Origin of the sequence: Streptomyces bottropensis ATCC 25435 (assembly GCF_000383595.1) — a bacterium.
Classification (GTDB): Bacteria; Actinomycetota; Actinomycetes; order Streptomycetales; family Streptomycetaceae; genus Streptomyces; species Streptomyces bottropensis.
This window is the reverse complement of sequence record NZ_KB911581.1, coordinates 7,624,711-7,647,029: the sequence shown is the minus strand read 5'-3', so window position 1 is coordinate 7,647,029 and position 22,319 is coordinate 7,624,711. Positions and strand designations below refer to the sequence as shown.

Annotated in this window: 16 protein-coding genes; 10 read left to right on the top strand and 6 right to left on the bottom strand. The window is 71.8% G+C overall.

All coding sequences use genetic code 11. The features are described from left to right. The first annotated feature begins 51 nt into the window (after positions 1–51). Together STRBO_RS0133865 and STRBO_RS0133860 are read left to right on the top strand one after the other, a co-directional pair. Positions 52–1,209, top strand: coding sequence for an acyl-CoA dehydrogenase family protein (locus tag STRBO_RS0133865; protein WP_028796992.1), 1,158 nt, complete (start codon positions 52–54; stop codon positions 1,207–1,209). Between the two features lie 35 nt (positions 1,210–1,244). Next, positions 1,245–2,144: an acyl-CoA thioesterase gene (locus STRBO_RS0133860; RefSeq protein ID WP_005486477.1), complete on the top strand. Its 900-nt coding sequence runs from the start codon at positions 1,245–1,247 to the stop codon at positions 2,142–2,144. On the opposite strand, the gene STRBO_RS0133855 is transcribed toward STRBO_RS0133860, so the two are convergent. Beyond that, complete coding sequence (locus STRBO_RS0133855; RefSeq protein ID WP_005486475.1) at positions 2,131–2,925, bottom strand: phosphatase; 795 nt, start codon at positions 2,923–2,925, stop codon at positions 2,131–2,133. The two genes, STRBO_RS0133860 and STRBO_RS0133855, sit on opposite strands and share 14 nt — an antisense overlap. Positions 2,926–3,211: 286 nt before the next feature. Between STRBO_RS0133855 and speB the strand changes: the two genes are divergently transcribed. Further along, a complete protein-coding gene (speB, locus tag STRBO_RS0133850) occupies positions 3,212–4,213 on the top strand; it encodes an agmatinase (RefSeq protein WP_005486473.1) in 1,002 nt (333 codons plus the stop codon). Beyond that, complete coding sequence (locus tag STRBO_RS0133845) at positions 4,210–5,895, top strand: thiamine pyrophosphate-binding protein (RefSeq protein WP_005486472.1); 1,686 nt, start codon at positions 4,210–4,212, stop codon at positions 5,893–5,895. Before speB ends, STRBO_RS0133845 begins: the two co-directional genes overlap by 4 nt. A gap of 129 nt (positions 5,896–6,024) precedes the next feature. Here the strand turns inward: STRBO_RS0133845 and STRBO_RS0133840 are convergent, their stop codons facing one another. After that, the gene (locus tag STRBO_RS0133840; RefSeq protein ID WP_020115507.1) at positions 6,025–7,461 is read right to left on the bottom strand and encodes an FG-GAP-like repeat-containing protein; all 1,437 of its coding nucleotides are present in this window, start codon (positions 7,459–7,461) and stop codon (positions 6,025–6,027) included. Positions 7,462–7,773: 312 nt separating this feature from the next. Continuing rightward, positions 7,774–8,580 (bottom strand): endonuclease I family protein, encoded by an 807-nt coding sequence (locus tag STRBO_RS0133835; RefSeq protein ID WP_028796991.1) that lies wholly within the window; start codon positions 8,578–8,580, stop codon positions 7,774–7,776. A 650-nt stretch (positions 8,581–9,230) separates the two neighbouring features. On the opposite strand from STRBO_RS0133835, the gene STRBO_RS0133830 reads away from it, so the two are divergent. After that, entirely contained in the window at positions 9,231–10,598 is a 1,368-nt protein-coding gene (locus STRBO_RS0133830) for a phosphatase PAP2 family protein (RefSeq protein WP_020115506.1), read from the top strand. 94 nt (positions 10,599–10,692) lie between these two features. Here STRBO_RS0133830 and STRBO_RS0133825 read toward each other — a convergent pair whose 3' ends face one another. Next, positions 10,693–11,058 carry a DUF4180 domain-containing protein gene (locus STRBO_RS0133825; protein WP_005486458.1) on the bottom strand — a complete coding sequence of 122 codons (366 nt, stop codon included), beginning with the start codon at positions 11,056–11,058 and terminating at the stop codon, positions 10,693–10,695. A 312-nt stretch (positions 11,059–11,370) separates the two neighbouring features. On the opposite strand from STRBO_RS0133825, the gene STRBO_RS0133820 reads away from it, so the two are divergent. The 5 genes from STRBO_RS0133820 (at position 11,371) to STRBO_RS0133800 (ending at position 19,359) form a co-directional block, all read left to right on the top strand. Further along, positions 11,371–12,348 (top strand): serine hydrolase, encoded by a 978-nt coding sequence (locus STRBO_RS0133820; protein ID WP_425336027.1) that lies wholly within the window; start codon positions 11,371–11,373, stop codon positions 12,346–12,348. Positions 12,349–12,422: 74 nt separating this feature from the next. After that, positions 12,423–13,484 carry an esterase-like activity of phytase family protein gene (locus tag STRBO_RS0133815; protein ID WP_020115504.1) on the top strand — a complete coding sequence of 354 codons (1,062 nt, stop codon included), beginning with the start codon at positions 12,423–12,425 and terminating at the stop codon, positions 13,482–13,484. Positions 13,485–13,574: 90 nt separating this feature from the next. Next, entirely contained in the window at positions 13,575–17,324 is a 3,750-nt protein-coding gene (locus STRBO_RS0133810) for an ABC transporter ATP-binding protein (protein WP_028796989.1), read from the top strand. A gap of 121 nt (positions 17,325–17,445) precedes the next feature. Further along, positions 17,446–17,796: a hypothetical protein gene (locus STRBO_RS0133805; RefSeq protein WP_005486453.1), complete on the top strand. Its 351-nt coding sequence runs from the start codon at positions 17,446–17,448 to the stop codon at positions 17,794–17,796. 132 nt (positions 17,797–17,928) lie between these two features. Further along, complete coding sequence (locus tag STRBO_RS0133800; protein ID WP_005486452.1) at positions 17,929–19,359, top strand: S28 family serine protease; 1,431 nt, start codon at positions 17,929–17,931, stop codon at positions 19,357–19,359. 77 nt (positions 19,360–19,436) lie between these two features. Here the strand turns inward: STRBO_RS0133800 and STRBO_RS0133795 are convergent, their stop codons facing one another. After that, positions 19,437–20,072: a PWWP domain-containing protein gene (locus tag STRBO_RS0133795; protein WP_005486451.1), complete on the bottom strand. Its 636-nt coding sequence runs from the start codon at positions 20,070–20,072 to the stop codon at positions 19,437–19,439. Positions 20,073–20,235: 163 nt separating this feature from the next. Further along, positions 20,236–22,038 carry a glycoside hydrolase family 3 protein gene (locus STRBO_RS0133790; protein ID WP_005486450.1) on the bottom strand — a complete coding sequence of 601 codons (1,803 nt, stop codon included), beginning with the start codon at positions 22,036–22,038 and terminating at the stop codon, positions 20,236–20,238. Between the last annotated feature and the right edge of the window lie 281 nt (positions 22,039–22,319).

The following is a 22,319-nucleotide window of genomic DNA, read 5'->3' as shown; positions in this document are numbered from 1 at the left end:
GGCGGTGGGCGCTTGGGCACATCCGAAGGTACTCAGGTGGAGGTGGCGGCGGTGCGTCGTACGGTGTTCAACGAGGATCACGAGGCGTTCCGGGAGACCCTGCGTGCCTTCATCGAGGCCGAGGTCGTGCCCGAGTACGACGAGTGGCTGGCCGCCGGGCAGGCGCCGCGCGAGTTCTACTACAAGCTCGCCGAACTGGGCGTTTTCGGCATCCGGGTGGACGAGGAGTACGGCGGCGCCGGCATCGACTCGTACAAGTTCGAGGCCATCCTGTACGAGGAGACCGCCCGCGCGGGCATCACCTTCGGCGGCTCCGGCGTGCACGTGCTGCTCGGCCTGCCGTACGTCAAGCTGCTCGCCACCGACGAGCAGAAGAAGCGCTACCTGCCGAAGTTCGTCTCCGGCGAGGAGATGTGGGCGATCGCGATGACCGAGCCGGGCACCGGCTCCGACCTCGCGGGCATGAAGACCACCGCCAAGCTGAGCGAGGACGGCACCCACTACGTCCTCAACGGCTCCAAGACCTTCATCACCGGCGGCGTCCACGCCGACCAGATGATCGTCTGCGCCCGCACCGCCGCGCCCAGCGCCGAGGACCGCCGGCACGGCATATCCCTGCTCGTGGTGGACACCAAGTCCGAGGGCTACTCGATCGGCCGCAAGCTGGACAAGCTCGGCCTGAAGACCTCCGACACCGCCGAGCTGGCGTTCGTCGACGTCAAGGTGCCCGTCGAGAACCTCCTCGGCGAGGAGAACAAGGGCTTCTCCTACCTCGGCCACAACCTCGCCTCCGAGCGCTGGGGCATCGCCTACGGCGCCTACGCGCAGGCCAAGGCCGCCGTCCGGTTCGCCAAGCAGTACGTGCAGGAGCGCACCGTCTTCGGCAAGCCCGTCGCGCACTTCCAGAACACCAAGTTCGAGCTGGCCGCCTGCCAGGCCGAGGTGGACGCGGCCGAGGCCGTCGCCGACCGCGCCACGGAGGCCCTCGACGCCGGTGAGCTGACGCCCGCCGAGGCCGCCAGCGCCAAGCTGTTCTGCACCGAGGTCGCCCACCGCGTCATCGACCGCTGCCTCCAGCTGCACGGCGGCTACGGCTTCATGAACGAGTACCCGATCGCCCGCCTGTACGCGGACAACCGCGTCAACCGCATCTACGGCGGCACCAGCGAGATCATGAAGACGATCATCGCCAAGGACATGGGTCTGTAAGGCCCCGGAAAACCCGGCTCTGTACAACTGACCCCATGAGTCAGGAACCACTGCAGTCCCTCCTCGATCTGCTCGACCTCGAGCAGATCGAGGAGAACATCTTCCGCGGCCGGTCCCGGCCCGCCATCGTCCCGAGGGTCTTCGGCGGGCAGGTCGCGGCCCAGGCGCTCGTCGCCGCCGGGCGGACGGTCCCCGCCGACCGGCTCCCGCACTCCCTCCACGCGTACTTCCTGCGCATCGGGGACGCCGGCGCGCCCATCGTCTACACCGTGGAGCGCATGAACGACGGCCGCTCCTTCACCGCGCGCCGCGTCGTCGCCGTCCAGCACGGACAGCCGATCTTCGCCCTCTCCGCGTCCTTCCAGCGGTACGAGGACGGCCTCGACCACCAGGCCCCGATGCCGGCCGCGCCCGACCCGGAGTCCCTGCCCACCGCCGAGCAGCGGCTCCCCGCGTACGACCTCGAACCGGCCGTCGTGGAGAAGATGCTGGAGGCCCGGGCCGCCGTAGACCTGCGCTACGTCGACGACCCGCCCTACGGCCGCTACGGCGAGCCCCGTGAACCGCGCTCCCAGGTCTGGTTCCGCGCCAACGGCAAGCTCGACGACGACCCCCTCCTGCATGTCGTCCTCGCCACCTACGTCTCCGACATGACGCTCCTGGACTCCATCCTGCTCGCGCACGGGCGCGGCGGCTGGGCCGTCGGCGACGTCGTCGGCGCCTCGCTCGACCACGCCATGTGGTTCCACCGGCCCTTCCGCGCCGACGAATGGCTCCTGTACGACCAGGAGTCCCCGTCGGCGTCGGCCGGCCGGGGCCTCGGCCAGGGCCGGATCTACACGCAGGACGGGCGGCTCGCGATCTCCGTGATCCAGGAGGGCGTCGTACGCGTGCCGAGGGAACGGCCGGGGGCGCCGGGGGCTACGCCTCGCTGAGCCCCGCCTGCTGGAGCAGGTACGCCGACATCGGGTCGTAGTGGCGGGGGCTGACCACGTGGTCGTCGAGCGGGACCACGGCCTGGAGGGTGCCCTCGGACTCGCCGAGGAAGAGGGCGGGGTCGTTGGAGTCCGCGTAGCCGACGGAGTCGACGCCGAGCTGGCCCGCGCAGCCCGCCCAGCCGTGGTCGGCGACGACCAGGTCGGGCAGCGGGCGGCCGGCGCCCTCCAGGCCCCGCAGGATCGCGCGCATCGGCTCGGGGGAGTGGGTGTGCCAGAGCGTGGCGCCGTGTTCGAGGACGGCCACGTCCGCGAACTGCATGACGTACCCCTCCTCCGTCTGCAGGCCGTCCGGGATGACGACGATCTCGCAGCCGGCGGCGCGCAGCGCCCGCGCGGTCTCGTGGTGCACCTGGAGCAGCCCGCCGGGGTGGCCGGTGGCGAACAGCACGCGCTGCCCGCCCTCCGCCGCCTTGCGCAGCCGGGCCGCCATGCGCTCCAGACCGTCGACGGTCAGGTCCGGGTCGATGGTGTCCTGGCCGTAGCGGTACCCCGGGTCGTCGTTCACGCCGACGCGCTCCGCCATCACGGCCAGCACGTCCTGCTCGTCGCTCCAGCGGTCCCCCAGCTCCAGGCCCAGCCAGTAGTGGCGGTTGCCGTTGGCCAGTTCGCGGTAGTGGGAGAGGTTGTTCTCGCGCGGCGTGGCGACGTCGCCCGCGATACGCGTCCGTACAAGGTGTTCGACTAGCTCGGCGCGGCTGGGGGTCCCGGATATCGGCATGGCTCCATTGTGAGGCAGACGACTGCGGGAGTCGCGGACGTCCCGCCCGCTGCGACCTGCGTCACTCTCCGACGGACCGGTGGCCGGGCCGTCGGGTCCGGCGCCCGGCAACACGGCGCGGCCGGTTGGGCGTTGGCGGGCCGTGTCGCGGTGGACGGGCGCCCGAACCCGTGTCCGAGCGGGCCCTCGTCCACCAGTAGAGTCGCGTCCGGTAGTACGTATCAGCGCAAGTTTGTGCATATCAATGCATACGCGATGAAGCATATGCAGGAAGTAGGCAGTTCCCATGAGCAGCAACGAGACACCCCGAGGCACCGCGGACTCGCCCCGAGGCCCCGTCGACTCCTCGCGCATCCCGCGCTACGCCGGACCCGCGACCTACGCCCGGCTGCCGCGCCTCGACGAGGTCGGCCGGGCGGACGTCGCCGTCGTGGGCGTGCCGTTCGACTCGGGAGTCTCCTACCGGCCTGGCGCCCGCTTCGGCGGCAACGCGATCCGCGAGGCGTCCCGGCTGCTGCGCCCCTACAACCCGGCCCAGGACGCCTCGCCCTTCGCCCTCGCCCAGGTCGCGGACGCCGGAGACATCGCCGTCAACCCGTTCGACATCAACGAGGCGGTGGAGACGGTCGAGGCGGCGGCGGACGAGCTGCTCGGCACGGGGGCCCGGCTGATGACCCTCGGCGGCGACCACACCATCGCGCTGCCGCTGCTGCGGTCCGTCGCCAAGAAGCACGGGCCGGTCGCCCTGCTCCACTTCGACGCGCACCTCGACACCTGGGACACGTACTTCGGCGCCGAGTACACCCACGGCACCCCCTTCCGGCGGGCGGTGGAGGAGGGCATCCTCGACACCGAGGCCCTCTCGCACGTGGGCACGCGCGGCCCGCTGTACGGCAAGCAGGACCTCACCGACGACGCGAAGATGGGCTTCGGGATCGTCACCTCGGCGGACGTGATGCGGCGCGGCGTCGACGAGATCGCCGACCAGCTGCGGCAGCGGATCGGCGACCGGCCGCTCTACATCTCCATCGACATCGACTGCCTCGACCCGGCCCACGCGCCGGGCACGGGCACGCCGGAGGCCGGCGGCATGACCTCCCGCGAGCTGCTGGAGATCCTGCGCGGCCTCGCCTCCTGCCACCTGGTCTCCGCCGACGTCGTCGAGGTGGCGCCCGCGTACGATCACGCCGAGATCACCGCCGTGGCCGCCTCGCACACGGCGTACGAACTCACCACGATCATGTCCCGCCAGATCGCCGGGGCCCGCAAGGAGAACGAAGGCAAGTGACCCACGACCACGACCTGGTGCTCCGCCCGACGGCCGCCCAGACGGAGGCCGCGCTGAACCCTCCCGCCGGCCGCCACGGCGGAGACCTGGTCGTGGAGACACTGGCCGGACTCGGCGCGACGACGGTCTTCGGGCTCCCCGGCCAGCACGCGCTGCCCCTGTTCGACGCGCTGCGCCGCTCCGACCTGCGGTACATCGGGCTCCGTGTGGAGAACAACGCCGGGTTCGCGGCGGACGCGTACGGCCGGATCACCGGCGAGGCGGCCCCGCTGCTCCTGTCGACCGGCCCCGGCGCGCTGACCTCGCTCGCCGCGCTCCAGGAGGCGGCGGCCGCCTCGGCGCCGGTGCTGGCGATCAGCAGCCAGATCCCCACGGCGGGCATCGGCGGGGGCCGTCACGGCTACCTGCACGAACTCCCCGACCAGGCCGCCTCGTTCAGGGGCGTGGTGAAGTCCGTCCACACGGTCCGTACGCAGTCCCAGATCCCCTCCGCGATCGCCGCCGCCTGGCAGTCCGCGCTCACCGCCCCGCACGGCCCGGTGTGGGTGGAGATCCCGCAGGACGTCCTGCTGGCCGAGACCCTGATCCCGGTGGTGACGGGCGGCGACGCCTTCCCCGAGGAGCTGCCCCCGCGCCCCGAACTGACCGCTGTGGCCGCCCACCTGCTGTCCACCGCCGCCCGCCCGGCGATCATCGCGGGCGGCGGAGTCGTCCGGGCGGACGCGTCCGGCAAGCTGCGGCAGCTGGCGGAGCGGCTGTCGGCGCCGGTCGTGACGACGTACGGGGGGAAGGGCGCGTTCCCGTGGACGCATCCGCTGTCGCTGCGGTCCTGGCTGGAGGACCGGCACACGACCGACTTCCTGGAGGACGCGGACGTGCTGCTGGTGGTCGGCTCGGGGCTCGGTGAACTCTCCTCGAACTACCACACGTTCAAGCCCCGGGGCCGGGTCATCCAGATCGAGGCGGACCTCGGGAAGCTGGAGTCCAACCATCCGGCGCTCGGCATCCACGCGGACGCGCGCCTGGCGCTGACGGCCCTGCTGGAGACGATCGAGGAGCCCCGCGAGGACGCGTCCGCGCCGGACCGCGTCCGTGCGGTGCTCGATCTCGTCCGTGCCCGCATCGACGCCCAGGAACTCACCCTGGAACAGGACCTGTTGGCGTCGGTCCGCCGGGCCCTCCCGGCCCGCGCGCCCTCCTTCTGGGACATGACGATCCTGTCCTACTGGGCGTGGTCGGCGTTCGACCCCAAGGGCCCCAACACCATGCACTCCGCGCAGGGTTCGGGCGGTCTCGGCTACGCCTTCCCGGCCGCCCTCGGCGCGGCGACGGCCGACCCGACCCGGCCGGTGCTGGCCGTCTCCGGCGACGGCGGCGCGCTCTACTCGATCGCCGAGCTGGCCACCGCCCGGCAGTACGACCTGAACGTCACCTGGCTGATCGTCGACGACGGCGGCTACGGCATCCTGCGCGCGTACATGACCGACGCCTACGGCGAGCCGACCGGCACGGAGCTGTCCCGCCCGGACTTCGTGGCGCTGGCGGAGTCCTTCGGCGTCCCGGGGGTGCGGACGACCCCCGAGTCCCTCGCGGACGACCTGGCCACGTCCCTCGCCGCGCCGGGGCCTTCGGTGGTGGTGCTGCCGGCCGTGCTGCGGATGTTCGCGCCGACGCACGTCTGACCCGGTCGGGGCAGGGGCGCACGCGGGCGGCCAGGCCCCGAACCGCTCCGCGCCCCGGCACGTGCCCCGGCTCCGGCACCTCACCGTCCGGCGTGACCGCGCGCGGCCGTCACGCCGGACCGGATCAGGTCAGCGCAGGAACGCGCCGAACATCGCGTCGGTCGCCGGGGCGGACACGTCGCCGGGGCCGAACGCGAGCGCCGACGTCGTGGTCAGGCCGGTCGTGGTGCCGGGGAGGAACCAGACGGCCCCGTTGTCGCTGTTCTCGGCGGGGGCGCCGACCGCGAGGTCGGGGTGGCCGCTGCCGTCGAGGTCCACCAGGGCCGTGGTGGTACCGAACTTGTCCTCCGCCTCGGCGGCGCCGGGGACCCCGGCGGTGTTCTGGTGGAAGACCTGCGTGCCGGCGCCCGTCACGCCGGCGGCGCTGCCGGGGACCAGGGCGACCGAACCGGTGTTGGTGATGTCGCCGACGTCCTCGTACGCGATGCCGAGGGCGAGGTCGGCGTAGCCGTCACCGGTGACGTCGGCGACGGAGACCGCCGAGCCGACGAGGTCGCCCTCCTCCTGCGCGCCGGGGAAGCCCGGCAGGTTCTGGTCGAAGGTCTGGACGTTGGACTCGGAGGTGCCGGTGGGGGAGCCGTAGGCCACGCGGACCTGGTCGGTCCAGCCGTCGGCGCCCACGACCACGTCGTCGTAACCGTCGCCGTTCACGTCGCCCACGCCCGTGCCCGCCGCCGCGCGGCTCACGTCGTCGCCGGGCGCGAAGCCGCGCTTGAAGCCCGAGGCGCCGCCCAGGAGAAGCCGGTTGCCCCAGGTGCCGTCACCCGTGTAGTACCACTGGACCAGGTCGTCGCGGCCGTCGCCGTTGACGTCCCCGACCTGGCCGGAGACGACCGGCCCGGTGATGGAGGACGGCCCGTTCTCGCAGCCGTGGCCGGTGGCGCAGGAGGCATCGTCCTCGTACCAGCCCCACCACAGGGACTTGTCGAGGAGCGGGAGTACGGCGGCGGGCTTGGCCGCGCGGGAGATCGGGCCCTTCCACAGGGCCGCCGGCGCGCCCTCGGGGTCGTCGCCGCTGATGTCCTGGGCGGAGAAGAGGGCGAGGTCGGTCTTGCCGTCACCGTCGAAGTCGCCCGCCTGCGGGGCCGACCCGAACTTGGCGATGCTCGTGCCGCCGCTCAGCCCGGACGCCGACCCCCAGAGGATCACCGAGCCCGCCGTGCCGCCGGCGATCACCAGGTCGCCGTAGCCGTCCCGGTCCAGGTCGCCCTTGGTGAACGTCGAGCCGAAGCGCTGGTTCGCGGTGGCGGCGCCCGGCACCCCGCTCGTCGAGCGGCTGATGAGCTTCCTCTTCGCCGCGGAGGCACCGCTCTTCGAGCCGTACAGCACGGTCACGTAGCCCGCTTTGGCCTTGCCGGACACCTTGGCGTTCGGGGCGCCGACGACCAGGTCGCCGTAGCCGTCGCCGTTGAAGTCGTCCGCCACGCCCACCTTCGCGGGCGCCGCCGAGGCCGGGCCGAGCGACAGGGCCGTCAGGCCTCCGGTCAGCAGCACCACCGCGGCCATGGGGGCGCTCAGTCGTGCCGCTCGGGTGCTGCGTCGTGCTCCTGCTCGTGACATGCACGTGCCTTTCGAGTCGGTGGATCCGGCGTGGCGGAAGTGCCGCGTCCGTGTAGTCCGACTCCAGGCGCCCTTCATCGGTTGTACGTCCGAATGTCATGGATGGGTAACTGACTGAGGGAGAGCCCCACCCGGACGCGAAGCCGGTGCCGGCTCGCCCCGGCGCACAGCGGCGGGTGCGGAGGCTTCCGCGCCGGTGGGACGGCGAACCCCCGGCCCTCGTACGGGGGCCGGGGGTTCGCCGTGCTGGGCGGGCGGCTACCAGATCGCCTCGACCCACTCCGGGTGGTCGATGAACGGGTTGCGGTTGTGCTGGTAGGTGTCGTAGATGACCTGGTTGCGGCGCTCCTCGAAGGCGCTCGGCGGGTCCGCCTCGTTCCAGGCCTTCAGGACGGAGAGCTTGCCCATGTACGGGTTGCTGCCGTTGGCGACCTTCTCGTTGGGCTCCAGGTCGGGCCAGCTGTCGTCGCCCTCGTAGCGGACGGCCATGTAGAGGATGATGCGGGCCACGTCGCCCCGGTCCGCGGCGCGCGGCGCGAAGGAGTCGGAGTCGACGGTGCTGCCGCCGCCGTTGGTGACGGAGCTGCCGCCGTTGTCGAAGTCCAGGTTGCCGCGGATGCTGTTGACCTGGACGTCGCAGGCGCGCAGGTGGTGCAGGTCGGTGCCGGGGCCGATCGCCTCGCCGAAGTCGCCGTGGGACTTGGCCCAGGTGTGCTCGCGGTTCCAGTCGCCGACGTCACCGCCGTTGAGGGACTTGCTGCGGGAGACACCGCTGTACAGCAGGAGCACGTTGCTGCTGTTGTTCGGGTCCTGGTCGGTGACCTTGAGCGCGTTCCAGACCGCGGAGTACGAGATCTTGGAGACGTTGGCGCTGATGATCGTGTGCAGGGAGGACTTCAGGGCCGTACCGGTCTTGCCGACCGCGTTCTTGTAGTACGTCGCGTCGTAGGCGGTGGTCGTCGCCGAGGCGGGGGAGGCCGTTGCGGCCGGGAGGACGATACCGACGAGCACGGCCGACGTTGCGAGAGCGACCGACTTCCAACTGCGTATCCGCGCAGCGGGCATGAGGGGTGTCCCTTCCCAGAGGGCCGCGCAGCACGAGGAGTTGCTTCGGGGAGTCTCGTTCTACGCGGGTTGACTGTGTGGGCAATCGAGAGATTGGCATGGACGGGTCAGTCCATGTGTTACGAAGGGAAGGCAATCTGGTGACGTTCTGGCCAACGGGGCAACCCTCGGGCCCCACGTCCCGCTCGCGTGCCCCGGCGCACGGGGAGACCCCGATCTACCTGCGGAATCAGGCGTGCTGGGCACGTGCGAGGCGGGTCGGTCGACTGTTCGAGCCGCCGGCCGGTCCGTGGGCCGGTCCGCCGGAGTGCGGGGGGCGCTCTATGCCTTCTCGAAGCCGTCCACGATGCTGGTGGGGAGGCGATGGCGCCCAGGGGAGAGTGGGGGACGGATCAGTGGACGACGTGTGGACGGACTCCGCGTCGCGAGCCGGACGCGGTGCCCGCGTATCCGATCGTGCGAGCAACCCCGAGGGGTGGTCGTCGGTCTTCCCAGGAGTGACCCCGCTGGTCCCAGATCCCTCGCGCGGTCCCGCCCGTCGTGAACCGCTTCCGTCCGCCCACGCCCTCCACCGGAAAGTCATGCTGCGCACCACGAAAAGACCCGGCCCGTCGTACCCGACCGAGACGACGGCCGGATAATTGATATCCATGGTCTCGCGGGTGTTCCCGCGCATACGAAGCGCGTTCGCGTCCGTCGAGTGGCGTCGGCCGAGGGTGATTCTGTGGGCCGCGGCGAGTGTCGCGACCGTCGGATTCATTCTCGCGCTGGAGATCGTCTCTCGTGGCTACGGACTGCCGGGTCCGATCACCAACCAGGCGCGAGAGGTGATATTCGCCCCCAAGTCGGGGCCGTTGCTGTACGCCAGCATGGCGTTGACGATGGTGGTGCTCACCTGGCGGCAACGGTTCATCGCCCTCGGCGTCGCGATCGGGATCGACGTCGTCTTCTTTCTGGTGCGGTGGGCTCTCGACGCCAAGATGATGTTCGGCAACGGCGCGCTGTGGGTGCTGCTGGGCTGCGCGGTCATCGCCGTCACCCGCCGCACCGGCCGGGAACGGGCCCTGCTGCTCAAGGGTGTCGGGCTGGGCCTGCTGCTGGTGGCCGGCCGCAAGACCGGGGACGCCTGGCTGCTGATCACGTCCAAGACCCGCCCGACGGTGCTCGACCCGTACCTGGCGACCGCCGACCACGCGCTGGGCAACCCGTCGTGGCTGGTGGGCCGGATGGTCAGGGCCACCGGCCCGGTCGGCACCCATCTCCTCGACTGGGTCTACATCCAGCTCGCCGTGGCCGCGGTCGGCGTCGCGCTCTACCAACTGCGCCACGTGGCCGCCGAGCGCCGCTTCCCGCGCCACCACCTGGTGCGCACGTTCCTGGTGATCGGCCTTCTCGGACCGGGCATCTACATGATCTTCCCGGTGGTGGGACCGGTCTTCGCCTACGGCTCCGGCGCGTTCGGCACCGGCGGCGGTCAGTGGGCGCTCGCCCACCTGTGGCCCGACGTTCCGCCGCCGATCGGGGTCCCGCACTCGATGCCGTACGACGACATCACCCCACGCAACTGCATGCCCAGTCTGCACACGGCGTGGGCCACGGCGATCTTCATCCACTCCCGCGGCGGCCCGCGCCTTCTGCGGTACGCGGGCACGTTCTGGCTGATCGCCACGCTCACCGCGACGCTGGGATTCGGCTACCACTACGGCGTGGACCTCATCGCCGGAGTCGTGTTCACGCTCACCATCGAGGCGGGTCTGCGCACGGTCGACCGCGGCTGGGACCGGTCGGGAACCCGGCTGGTCGCCTACGGCGCGACGGTGTTCGTCGCGCTGCTGCTGGCCTACCGCTATCTGCCGCTGGAGATGGCCCGGCACCCGTGGGCGTACGGACCGCTGCTCCTGCTGATGATGGCCTCGGTCGGCTACGGCTACGTACGCAACGAACGGCGATGGGACGGCAAGCCCGTGTCGACGGCGCTGCCGGAACGGCCGGCGGAGCGGCAGCCCGAGCTGGTGTGAGAGGCGGTTCCGGGGGTTTGTCCGGATCACCGGGTGGGCCGCGCCGAGTCCTTCGGCGCGGCCCACCCGGCGCGGGCGGTCCGCTGCGCGGGCCTCAGCCCCGCAGGCGCTCCCGCAGCTCGTCGATGTCGGCCAGGAACCACGTCTGACGATTGCGGTTGCACTCACGCACGAAGTCCCGCAGTGACGAACTGGCCTCCGTGTAAGGGGAGATGTCGCCGATCACGGCGAGGCGGACGCCGTACTGGACGAACTTCTGGATGATGTCGCCGGCGACGCGCGTGCGCAGCCGGAAGAACGCCTCGTCGAACCGCTCGACGGGGACGACGACCCAGGTGGCGCCCTGGTAACCGGCGTTGCCGATGAGATCCAGGGCGTCGCTCTCGCGGGCGATCGTCTCGCCCTCGGGGGCGCACATCAGCACGGGTACGTCGTGGATCGTCTCCAGGGTGGTGGTCATGGCGTCGAGCCTAGGGCCCGGCGGCGGCCGGGCGGCTGATTTTCCCCACCGGTCGCCGGGGAAGCAGGTGCGCGAACTTCCCCGGGCACACGCGAAGTTGCTCCTGGTACGCCCTCGTGAACTGCTGCTGCCGGCCTGGTGGGCGGGTATCGCCTTCGGCGGGAACTCCGGCGGCGGCCGGGCGAAGGGCCGCTCGTACCGATCTCCGAGCAGGCGAACACATGTACAACCATCGCGCGCCCTCGCGAGTCGACTGAGGTGAATCCGCCCGTGGCGGGTTCCAGTCGCTCAAGGGGATGGGAAAAAAAGTAGATGACTCACCGGATATCGGGGGTATCCCGGGTGTCGCGTACGTCCAGAAGTGCGCGTGTGGCAGCTGCGGGGATCGGCGTCGGGATGGTCGTGTCGTCGGCGGCGGTGGCGTTCGCGCCGGCCGCCGCGGCGGCGCCGGCACCGCAGGTCAGTTGTACGTCGAAGCAGGCCGGGCTGGCCGAGAAGCTGCAGAAGGACATCACCGCCGCGCTGGCGAAGCGGAAGGGGACGGTGGCCGTCGGGCTGTCCGAACGGACCACCGGCACCACCTGCACGCTGCGCGGCGACACCGCCTTCGACTCGGCCAGCGTCGTGAAGGTGACCGTGCTCGCCGCGCTGCTGTACGACGCGAAGAAGACGAACAGGTATCTCACCGACCGTGAGACCAAGCTCGCCACCGCCATGATCACCAAGTCGGACAACGCCTCCACCAGCACCCTGTGGAAGCAGCTCGGCATGAAGAAGATCAAGGCGTTCCTCACCGCCGCGAAGATGACCCAGACCAAGCCGGGCGCGGACAACTACTGGGGCCTCACCCAGATCACCGTCCGGGACGAGCAGCGGCTGCTCGCCCTGCTCACCGCGAAGAACACCGTGCTGAGCGACAACGCCCGCGCCTACACCCTGAAGCTCATGAACCAGGTCGTCGCCTCGCAGCGCTGGGGCACCCCCGCCGGGGCCCCCTCCACCGTGAAGGTGCACGTCAAGAACGGGTGGCTGTCCCGCGCCACGCACGGCTGGCGGGTGCACAGCGTCGGCACGTTCACCGGCGGCGGGCGGGACTACACGATCACCGTCCTGACCCACGGCAATCCGGACATGCAGTACGGCGTCAACACCATCCAGGGTGTCGCCAAGGTCATCCACAAGGATCTCGTGCCCGTCGCCAAGAGCGCCTCGGGTGCGCCGAGCGTGCAGCGCTACGTGCCCACCGACCGGCCCCAGGAGGCGACCGTGCCGGTGCCCGAGAACGAGTAGACCGCGGCGAGTGGCATCCGGACGTTCACGGCGAGGCCATCCGCGGATCACCGGCGCCGTCCTACCGTGACGCCATGCCTCTCAGAAGCCTCCTCGCGACCCTGACCGCGGGCCTGGCGGCGGCCACCACCCTGGCCGCCGCCGGGCCCGTCCACGCCGGCCCCCCGCCGAGCCACGCCTGTTCGCCGTCCGTGTCGATCGCGGCGTACTCCGACGCCCTCGACAAGACGACCTACGAGGACACCTTCGTCGGGAACCTCTCCGGCCTCGCCGTCGACCACGACGGCTCGCTCCTCGCCGTCTCCGACCGGTCCTCCCTCTTCACCCTCGACCGCCGCACCCTGCGGCCGAGGAACGTCGTCCCGCTCGCCACGGAGACCGGCGCCGCGCTCGACTCCGAGGCACTGGCCGTCGACCGTGACGGCACCCGGCTCGTCACCTCCGAGACCGAGCCGTCCGTCCGCCGGTACGACCGGGCCGGGCGGCTCCTCGCCACCCTGCCCGTACCCGCCGCGCTGCGGGTCGCCCCGGCCGGCCGGGCCGTCGCCAACCAGACCTTCGAGGGGCTCACCCTCCTGCCCGGCGGGCGCACCCTGCTCGCCTCGATGGAGGGCGCCCTCGCCGGGGACGCCGCCGGGGTCGTCCGCCTGCAGACCTGGCACCGGCACGGCGCTCGGGACTTCCGGCTCGCCGCCCAGTACGGCTACCGCGCCGACACCGGACTCGGCGTCGTCGAGGTGGCGGGCCTGCCGGGCGGGCGGCTGCTGGTGCTGGAGCGGGGCTTCACCGCCGGGGTCGGCAACACGGTCCGCCTCTACGCCGCCGACCCGCGCCGCGCGACGGACACCGGTGGCGTGGACGTCCTCACCGGCCAGAACGGCGACGGCGTACGGCTCGTCGGCAAGACCCTCCTCGCCGACCTCGTGCACTGCCCCTCCCTCGGCGCCACCGCCGAGCAGCCCCAGCCGAACCCGCTGCTCGACAACATCGAGGGGATGGCCGTCACCGGGCAGCGGCGGCACGAGACGCACGACGGGCACGGACCGGGACGGCTGGACGTGCTGCTGGTCAGCGACGACAACCAGAACGCCGTACAGAGGACCCGCTTCTACTCCCTGCGGGTGCGGGTGGGCTGAGCGCCGCCCCCGAATTGTTGCGGCGGGATGAAATCCCGAGCCCCGCGTGTTGGTCTCCTGCGGAGACCAGGACGAGCGGAGGGCACCGGCGTGGTAGCGCAACAGGGGGGCGACCGAGGTTGGGCGCGCAGACTCGCCGGATACGCCTGGCGGTACCCCAAGGACGTGATCCTCGCCCTGGGGTCGTCCCTCGGCGGTATGGCCGTGATGGCACTGGTCCCCCTGATCACCAAGGTGATCATCGATGACGTGATCGGGGACCGGACCCGGGAGATGGCCCCCTGGGCCGGGGCCCTGATCGGCGCCGCTGCCCTGGTGTACGTCTTCACCTACATCCGCCGCTACTACGGCGGCCGGCTCGCGCTCGACGTCCAGCACGACCTGCGCACGGAGATGTACGGGACGATCACGGGCCTCGACGGACGGCGGCAGGACGAGCTGTCCACCGGGCAGGTCGTCGGCCGTGCCACCAGCGACCTCCAGCTGATCCAGGGCCTGCTCTTCATGCTGCCGATGACCATCGGCAACATCCTGCTGTTCCTGATCTCCCTCGTGATCATGGCGTGGCTGTCCCTGCCGCTGACCCTGGTCGCGGTCGCCGTCGCCCCCGCGCTGTGGTGGATCGCCCGGCGCAGCCGCGCCAAGCTGCACCCCGCCACCTGGTACGCCCAGGCCCAGGCCGCGGCCGTCGCGGGCGTGGTCGACGGCGCCGTCAGCGGCGTCCGCGTGGTCAAGGGGTTCGGGCAGGAGGACCAGGAGACCGGGAAACTGCGGGAGGTCGGCCGCCGGCTCTACGCGGGGCGGCTGCGGACCATCCGGTTCAACTCCCGGTACACCCCCGCCCTCCAGGCCGTCCCGGCGCTCGGCCAGGTCGCGATGCTGGCGCTCGGCGGCTGGCTGGCCGTGCGCGGGCACATCACGCTCGGCACGTTCGTCGCGTTCTCCACGTACCTCGCCCAGCTCGTCGGCCCCGTCCGCATGCTCGCCATGGTCCTCACCGTCGGCCAGCAGGCCCGCGCCGGCACCGAGCGCGTCCTGGAGCTGATCGACACCGAGCCGGCCCTCACCGACGGGACCAAGACCCTCCCCGCCGACGCGCCCGCCACCGTCGAGTTCGACGACGTGTCCTTCGGCTACGAGGGCGCCAACGGCACGACCAGCCCCGTGCTCGACGGCCTCAGCTTCGAGATCCGCCCCGGCGAGACCCTCGCCGTCGTCGGCTCCTCCGGCTCCGGCAAGTCCACCGTCTCCCTCCTCCTCCCGCGCTTCTACGACGTGTCCCGCGGCGCCGTCCTCATCGGCGGCAACGATGTGCGCGAGCTGACCCTCGAATCGCTGCGCGCCGCGATCGGCCTGGTCCCCGAGGACTCCTTCCTCTTCTCCGACACGGTCCGCGCCAACATCGCCTACGGCCGCCCCGACGCGACCGACGAGCAGATCGAGGCCGCCGCCCGCGCCGCCCAGGCGGACCGATTCATCGCCGAGCTGCCCGACGGCTACGCCACCAAGGTCGGCGAGCACGGCCTCACCCTTTCCGGCGGCCAGCGCCAGCGCGTCGCCCTCGCCCGCGCGATCCTCACCGACCCCCGCCTGCTCGTCCTCGACGACGCGACCTCCGCCGTGGACGCCCGGGTGGAGCACGAGATCCACGAGGCGCTGACCCAGGTCATGGAGGGCCGCACCACCCTCCTCATCGCCCACCGCCGCTCCACCCTGAACCTCGCCGACCGCATCGCCGTCCTCGACGAGGGCCGCCTCGCCGACATCGGCACCCATGAGGAGCTGGAGGGCCGCTCCGCCCTCTACCGCCGGCTGCTCACCGACCCCGACGAACTCGGCGGCGTCTCACCAGGCCACCTCCCCCCGGCCGCCCTCACCAAGGCCGACGACACCCCCGTACGCGACTCGATAAGGGACGAGCTGGACGCCGAGTTCGACGCCGAGCGCGGCATCACGCCCCGGCTGTGGACCGGCGACCGGGAGCCCCGTGACACCGCCTTCGCCGGCACCCCCGCCACCCCCGAACTCCTCGCCCAGGTCGAGGCGCTGCCCCCGGCGACCGACACCCCCGGCGTCGACGAGGCCCGCGCGGTCGCGCCGGAGGAGTCGTACGGCCTGAGGCGGCTGCTGCACGGCTTCGGCCTGCCCCTGCTGATCAGCCTGGCGCTCGTCGCCGTCGACGCGGGCACGGGCCTGCTGCTGCCCGTGCTGATCAGGCACGGCATCGACGACGGGGTCTCGCAGGCCGCGCTCGGCGCGGTCTGGGCCGCCGCCCTGCTGGGCCTGGTCGCGGTGTTCGCCCAGTGGGCGGCCCAGATCGGCGAGATGCGGATGACCGGCCGCACCGGCGAGCGCGTCCTGTACTCCCTCCGCCTGAAGATCTTCGCCCAGCTCCAGCGCCTCGGACTCGACTACTACGAGCGGGAGTTGACCGGCCGGATCATGACGCGGATGACGACGGACGTCGACGCCCTGTCGACCTTCCTGCAGACCGGCCTGGTCACGGCCTTCGTCTCCGTCGTCACCTTCTTCGGCATCATGGTCGCCCTGCTGGTGCTCGACGTGGAGCTGGCCCTCGTCGTCTTCGCCACGCTCCCGCCGCTGATCGTCGTCACGTTCTTCTTCCGCCGGGCGAGCGTGAAGGCGTACGAGCTGGCCCGCGAGCGGGTCTCCGTGGTCAACGCGGACCTCCAGGAGTCGGTGGCCGGTCTGCGGATCGTGCAGGCGTTCCGGGGCGAGCGCGCGGGCGGCGAGCGGTTCGCGGCCGGCAGCGACAGCTACCGCCGGGCCCGGGTCCACGGCCAGTGGCTGATCTCCCTGTACTTCCCGTTCGTGCAGTTCCTGTCCTCGGCGGCCGCGGCGGCCGTGCTGATCGTCGGCGCCCACCGCGTCGACGCGGGCACCCTGACGACCGGTGCCCTGGTCGCCTACCTCCTCTACATCGACCTGTTCTTCGCCCCCGTCCAGCAGCTCTCCCAGGTCTTCGACGGCTACCAGCAGGCCACCGTCTCCCTGGGCCGCATCCAGGAACTCCTCCAGGAGCCGACGTCCACGAAGTCCGCCGCCGAGCCGCGGAAGGTGGGCTCCCTGCGCGGCGAGATCACCTTCGAGGACGTGGACTTCGCCTACGGCTCCGCCGACGGGGAGGCGGCCCTGAGCGGTGTGGCTCTCACCGTCCCCGCCGGACAGACCGTCGCCTTCGTCGGCGAGACCGGCGCCGGCAAGTCGACGCTCGTCAAGCTCGTGGCCCGCTTCTACGACCCCACCGGCGGCCGGGTCACCGTCGACGGCACCGACCTGCGCGACCTCGACCTCACCTCCTACCGGCACCGCCTGGGCGTCGTCCCGCAGGAGGCGTACCTCTTCCAGGGCACCGTCCGGGACGCCATCGCCTACGGCCGCCCCGACGCGACCGACGCCGAGGTGGAGGCCGCGTCCCGCGCGGTCGGCGCCCACGACATGATCGCCACGCTCGACGGCGGCTACCTCCACGAGGTGGCCGAGCGCGGCCGCAACCTCTCCGCCGGGCAGCGGCAGCTGATCGCCCTGGCCCGCGCGGAGCTGGTGAACCCCGACATCCTGCTCCTGGACGAGGCGACGGCCGCGCTCGACCTGGCGACCGAGGCCCAGGTCAACCACGCCACCGACCGCCTCGCCGGCCGCCGTACGACCCTCGTCGTGGCCCACCGGCTCACCACGGCCGCCCGCGCCGACCGCGTCGTCGTCATGGACCGCGGCCGGGTCGCGGAGGACGGCACCCACGACGAACTCCTGGCCCGCGAGGGCCGGTACGCGGCACTGTGGCGCACGTTCGTGGGCGAGCCGGTTCTGAAGCCGTAGCGGCCCTTCGTAGCCTGTCCCCTTGAGCGCGCAACCGTTCGAGGGGGGTTGTGCGTCCGTACATCAGTACGGGTGTGTGGCGGGAGGGGCTGCAGTGAGCGGGCGTGGGATGCGTCGGCGCATGGCGCTCGGACTGGCCGTGCTGACGACCGCCGGGCTGCTGACACTGGCGGGGCCGCCGGCGAGCGCGGAGGCCGCCGCGTCCTGCGGCGGGCGCAAGGTACGGACCCTGACCTTCGCCACCGGCACCGTGAAGGTCTACCGCAAGGGCGGCCGGTACGTGTGCGCCGTGCTCGTGCCCAGGAAACAGGCCCGCAAGGGGAGCCTGCGCATCCGGGCCTGGGGCGGCCAGTGGGTGCGCAACGTCAAGAGCCCCGCCGGTCCGGTGACCGTGCACGCGGGCCGGCGCCCCGTGTGGATCAAGGCGAAGGCCGGCGGCCGCAGTTACGACTCGGGCTGGATCCTGCGCTGACCGCACACAGGGTTTTCCCTATCCCGCCCATCTGCGGCCGAACGCAGTCCAGTTGGCCCCTTTCTTCCCTGGTGCCCCGGCGGTGGCTCCGATAGCTTCCGGCGCACAGCCGCTGCATAGGGGAGAAAACGCATGCGCAAAGCACTCAGGTGGGTGCTGTCGCTCGTGGTGCTCATCGGCACGTTGAGCACGGCGGGGGCGGCCACGGCCGCCGGGTCGGACACCGCTGACATCAAGGACCGACTGCTCGCCATCAAGGGCGTGAGCCTGATCCAGGAGAAGCCGTACCCGGGTTACCGCTTCTTCGTCCTCAACTTCACCCAGCCGGTGGACCACAGGAACCCGAAGAAGGGCACGTTCCAGCAGCGGATCACCCTGCTGCACAAGGACACGGCCCGGCCGACGGTCTTCCACACCGGCGGCTACAACGTCTCCACCAACCCCGGCCGCCGCGAGCCCACCCAGATCGTGGACGGCAACCAGGTCTCCATGGAGTACCGCTTCTTCAACCCCTCCCGTCCCGACCCGGCCGACTGGTCGAAGCTGGACATCTGGCAGGCGGCCAGCGACCAGCACCGGATCTTCAGGGCGCTGAGGAAGATCTACCGGCAGAACTGGATCTCGACCGGTGGCTCGAAGGGCGGCATGACCGCCACCTACTACGAGCGCTTCTACCCGCACGACATGGACGGCGTCGTCGCGTACGTCGCCCCCAACGACGTCGTCAACGAGGAGGACTCGGCCTACGACCGGTTCTTCGCGAAGGTCGGCACCAAGGAGTGCCGCGACCGGCTGAACGCCGTGCAGCGCGAGGCGCTGGTGCGCCGTGAGCCGCTGGAGAAGAAGTACGCGGAGGTCGCCGCCGCCGAGGGCTTCACCTTCGAGACGATCGGCAGCCTCGACAAGGCGTACGAGGCGGTCGTCCTCGACTACGTGTGGGGCTTCTGGCAGTACAGCCTGCTCGCCGACTGCGACAGCGACGTCATCCCGAAGGACGCCAAGGCCGCGACGGATGACGAGATCTGGACGTCCATCGACACGATCTCCGGCTTCTCCTTCTACGCCGACCAGGGCCTGGAGCCGTACACGCCGTACTTTTACCAGGCCGGTACGCAGTTGGGCGCGCCCGACATCACGTTCCCGCACATCGAGAAGAAGTACATCCGCTACGGCTACCAGCCGCCCCGGAACTTCGTCCCGCGTGACATCGAGATGACGTTCCAGAAGAACGCGATGCGGGACGTCGACACCTGGGTCCGGAACAACGCCAAGCAGATGCTCTTCGTCTACGGGCAGAACGACCCGTGGGGCTCCGAGCCGTTCCACCTGGGCAAGAAGGCGCGCGACTCGTACGTCTTCACGGCACCCGGCGCCAACCACGGCGCCAACGTCGCCGGTCTGGTGAAGGAGCAGAAGGACCTGGCCACGGCCCGGATCCTGAAGTGGGCGGGCGTCGCCCCGGCCGCCGTCCAGGCCGACCCGAGCAAGGCCAAGCCGCTGGCGAAGTTCGACTCCAAGCTCGACAAGCGTGACGTCGAGCGGGAGATGACGCTCCGGCCGTAACCCGCCGGAGCTGTGAGCGAGTGGGGGCCCGGTCGCCGCCGTCCGGCGGTGACCGGGCCCCCACACGTTCCCGGACGTCACACCGGCACGGCGCACCCCACCGGCCGGTCCCCGCCCAGCCGTACGTACAGGTCCGTGGTGGCCGGGCATCGCGCCCTCGTGCCGACGGCCGTCGTCACCTCGTACTCCGGGTCGTGCTCGCCCCGGCCGTCGCAGGCCGTCTCGCGGACCTCGCCCCGACCGGAGCCGTAGACGCAGTCGCCGACGATGGTGCGGGGGCCGCCCCCGCCACCGGGGTCGCCCGGGTGGGGCGGCTGGAGCCTGCGCATACAGGCGTAGCCCTGCGGCACGGAACCGTCGCCGTCCTCGTCCGCGTCGGACGCGCCGGAGCGGCCGGACCCGCCCGAGGAGGGCCGGGACTCGCTGATGTGGAGGACGAAGTCGGTGGTCGGCGGGCAGAGCGGCCCCTGGCCGACCCGGTCGTCGTGCCGCGCCACGACCCGGGCGGCGGCCCGCTCGCCCGCGCACGACACCTCCGTGAAGCTGGTCGTCCCGAACGAACTGCACTCGTCGACCCCGAGGAAGACCGTCCCGTACCCGGACGTCGGCGTGGGCACGGCCGTGGCCGTCGCCTCCTCGGGCGTCTCGCTCACCCGGGCCGGCCAGGCCTGACAGCCTGAGAGCGCGGCGACCGCCAGGACGACGGCGGTCACCAGCCCCCCTGCGCGCACCCTTCGAACGCGACGCGTCCCTCGCATGGCCCTCCCCGATGAACCCCGTCCAGCGTGACCTCGGGGCGGGGGTCACGCCGGACATACCGTGCGCTTTGCGTCACTTGGGGCCAGTGTGCGAATGATGCGGCGTAGGCCCTCTACGTCAGGGTCCGTAGGTCAGGCCATGCCCGATCGGGTAGAGCACCCGCGCCGGGTCGTCGGCCCGCTGCACCGGCACCGGCAGCCTGCCGCGCGGCGCCACCCGCCCGGCCAGCACCCGGGCCGCCGCCCGCACCTCCACGTCCGTCCAGGAGTACGACGCCACGTAGCCCTTCACCGCCGGGAGTTGAGCCACGTCGTACGGGTTGCGGATCGCTACCGCCACCACCGGGACCCCGGTGGCGAGGAGCCGGGTGACGAGGGTCCGCTGGGTGCCGGCCGCCGTCACGTTGTACGTCGCCACGACCACCGCGTCCTTGCCGGCCGCCGCCGCGACGGCCTGGTCGACGACCGCCTGGGTGGGAGCCGTACCGGTCGACAGCCGGGTCGTCGTGAAGCCGAGGGAGGCGAGTTCGGCGGCGAGGACGGCCGTCGGCGGGCCCGTGGTGCCCGACGGGGACGCCGGGTCGGCGCCGACCACCAGCAGGTTCCTGTGCCTGCGGCGGGACAGCGGCAGCAGCGCGCCCTCGTTGACCAGCAGGGTCGTGGTCCGCTCGGCGATCCGGTCGGCGGCGTCGAGATGTCGCGCGGTCCCCACCACCCGGTCGACACCGGCGTCACTGACGTACGGCCGCTCGAACAGCCCGAGCTTCGCCTTCAGCCGCAGGATGCGCAGGACCGACGCGTCGAGGCGGGCCTCGGTCAGCCGGCCGGCGCGCACGGCGGCGAGGACCGCGTTCCACGCCACGTCGATCGAGGGCGGGTTGAGGAGCTGGTCGACACCGGCCCGCAGCGCCAGCACCGGCACCTGGTCGTCGCCGTACTTCTCCCGTACGCCCTGCATGCCGAGCGAGTCGGTGACCACGACCCCGTCGTAGCCCAGCTCGCCGCGCAGGATGCCGGTGAGGATCGGGCGGGACAGGGTGGCCGGGTCGCCGGAGGGGTCCAGGGCGGGGACCATGATGTGCGCGGTCATGATCGAGTCGATGCCGGCGCGGATCGCGGCCCGGAACGGCGGGGCGTCCAGGGTGGACCACTGGGCCCGGGTGTGCTCGATGACCGGGAAGCCGTAGTGGCTGTCGACGGCCGTGTCCCCGTGGCCCGGGAAGTGCTTGGCGGTGGCCGCGACCCCGGCGCCCTGATACCCCTTCACCTGCGCGGCGACCAGCTTCGAGACGGCCTGGGGGTCGGCGCCGAAGGACCGTACGCCGATGACCGGGTTGGCCGGGTTGACGTTCACGTCGGCGACCGGCGCGTAGTCCTGCCGGACACCGAGCGCGCGCAGTTCGGCGCCGCTGACGCGTCCGGCCTCGCGGGCGTCGCTCGCGGAGCCACCGGCGCCGAGGGCCATCGCGCCCGGCAGCAGCGTGGCGGGCCTGCCGACCCTGGCCACGGCGCCGTGCTCCTGGTCGGTGGAGACGAGCACGGGCAGGCCGCGGGGGAGGGCGAGGGAGGCGCGCTGGATGCCGTTGCTCAGGGCGGCGATCTGGTGGGGGTCGCGGGTGTTGTGCGCCCAGGAGAAGTAGATGATCCCGCCGACCCGGTACCTCGCCAGCAGCTCGGCGGCCGTCCGGACGCCCAGCTCCTGGAGGTTGGCGTCGATGTCGGCCTGGTCGGGCGCGGTCGCCGAGTGCCCGTAGACCCGCATCACGAAGAGCTGGCCGACCTTCTCCTCAAGGGTCATGCGCGAGATCAGCCGGCGGAGTCTGCTGTCGTCGGGGCCGCTGCCGGCCTGTGCGTCGGTGCCGAGCGCCAGGGCCGAGGTGACGCCTGCCGTGGCGGCGAGAACGGTACGTCTGGAGGGCACGTGCGTCGCTCCTTCCGGAGGTGGGGGAGAGGGAGCTGCTGCTGATTACTGACTGCTGCCTGCTGACTGCTGACTGCTGAAGGAAACTTCCAGGTGTCACGATTATCCGGAAAGTTTCTACCGGTCAAGGGAGGGCGCGCGGCGGGGCGGGATGGGTGCGTTGCGGGTTCCCGCCGTGAGCGGGTGCGGCTCCGGCGGGGCTTCTCGCGCAGGTCCCCGCGCCCCTGAAAGCCACAGGCCCTGCGGGCCTGAAAAGCTATGGGGCGCAGCCCCTGCTTTTC

Excerpts from the sequence above, each read along its gene's own strand:
- STRBO_RS0133800 (WP_005486452.1), top strand. The coding sequence starts at position 17,929 with ATGCGCAAAGCACTCAGGTGGGTGCTGTCGCTCGTGGTGCTCATCGGC.
- STRBO_RS0133815 (WP_020115504.1), top strand. The coding sequence starts at position 12,423 with ATGCCTCTCAGAAGCCTCCTCGCGACCCTGACCGCGGGCCTGGCGGCG.
- STRBO_RS0133805 (WP_005486453.1), top strand. The coding sequence starts at position 17,446 with ATGGCGCTCGGACTGGCCGTGCTGACGACCGCCGGGCTGCTGACACTG.
- STRBO_RS0133855 (WP_005486475.1), bottom strand. The coding sequence starts at position 2,925 with ATGCCGATATCCGGGACCCCCAGCCGCGCCGAGCTAGTCGAACACCTT.
- STRBO_RS0133835 (WP_028796991.1), bottom strand. The coding sequence starts at position 8,580 with ATGCCCGCTGCGCGGATACGCAGTTGGAAGTCGGTCGCTCTCGCAACG.
- STRBO_RS0133830 (WP_020115506.1), top strand. The coding sequence starts at position 9,231 with ATGGTCTCGCGGGTGTTCCCGCGCATACGAAGCGCGTTCGCGTCCGTC.
- speB (WP_005486473.1), top strand. The coding sequence starts at position 3,212 with ATGAGCAGCAACGAGACACCCCGAGGCACCGCGGACTCGCCCCGAGGC.
- STRBO_RS0133825 (WP_005486458.1), bottom strand. The coding sequence starts at position 11,058 with ATGACCACCACCCTGGAGACGATCCACGACGTACCCGTGCTGATGTGC.
- STRBO_RS0133840 (WP_020115507.1), bottom strand. The coding sequence starts at position 7,461 with ATGGCCGCGGTGGTGCTGCTGACCGGAGGCCTGACGGCCCTGTCGCTC.
- STRBO_RS0133820 (WP_425336027.1), top strand. The coding sequence starts at position 11,371 with ATGACTCACCGGATATCGGGGGTATCCCGGGTGTCGCGTACGTCCAGA.
- STRBO_RS0133860 (WP_005486477.1), top strand. The coding sequence starts at position 1,245 with ATGAGTCAGGAACCACTGCAGTCCCTCCTCGATCTGCTCGACCTCGAG.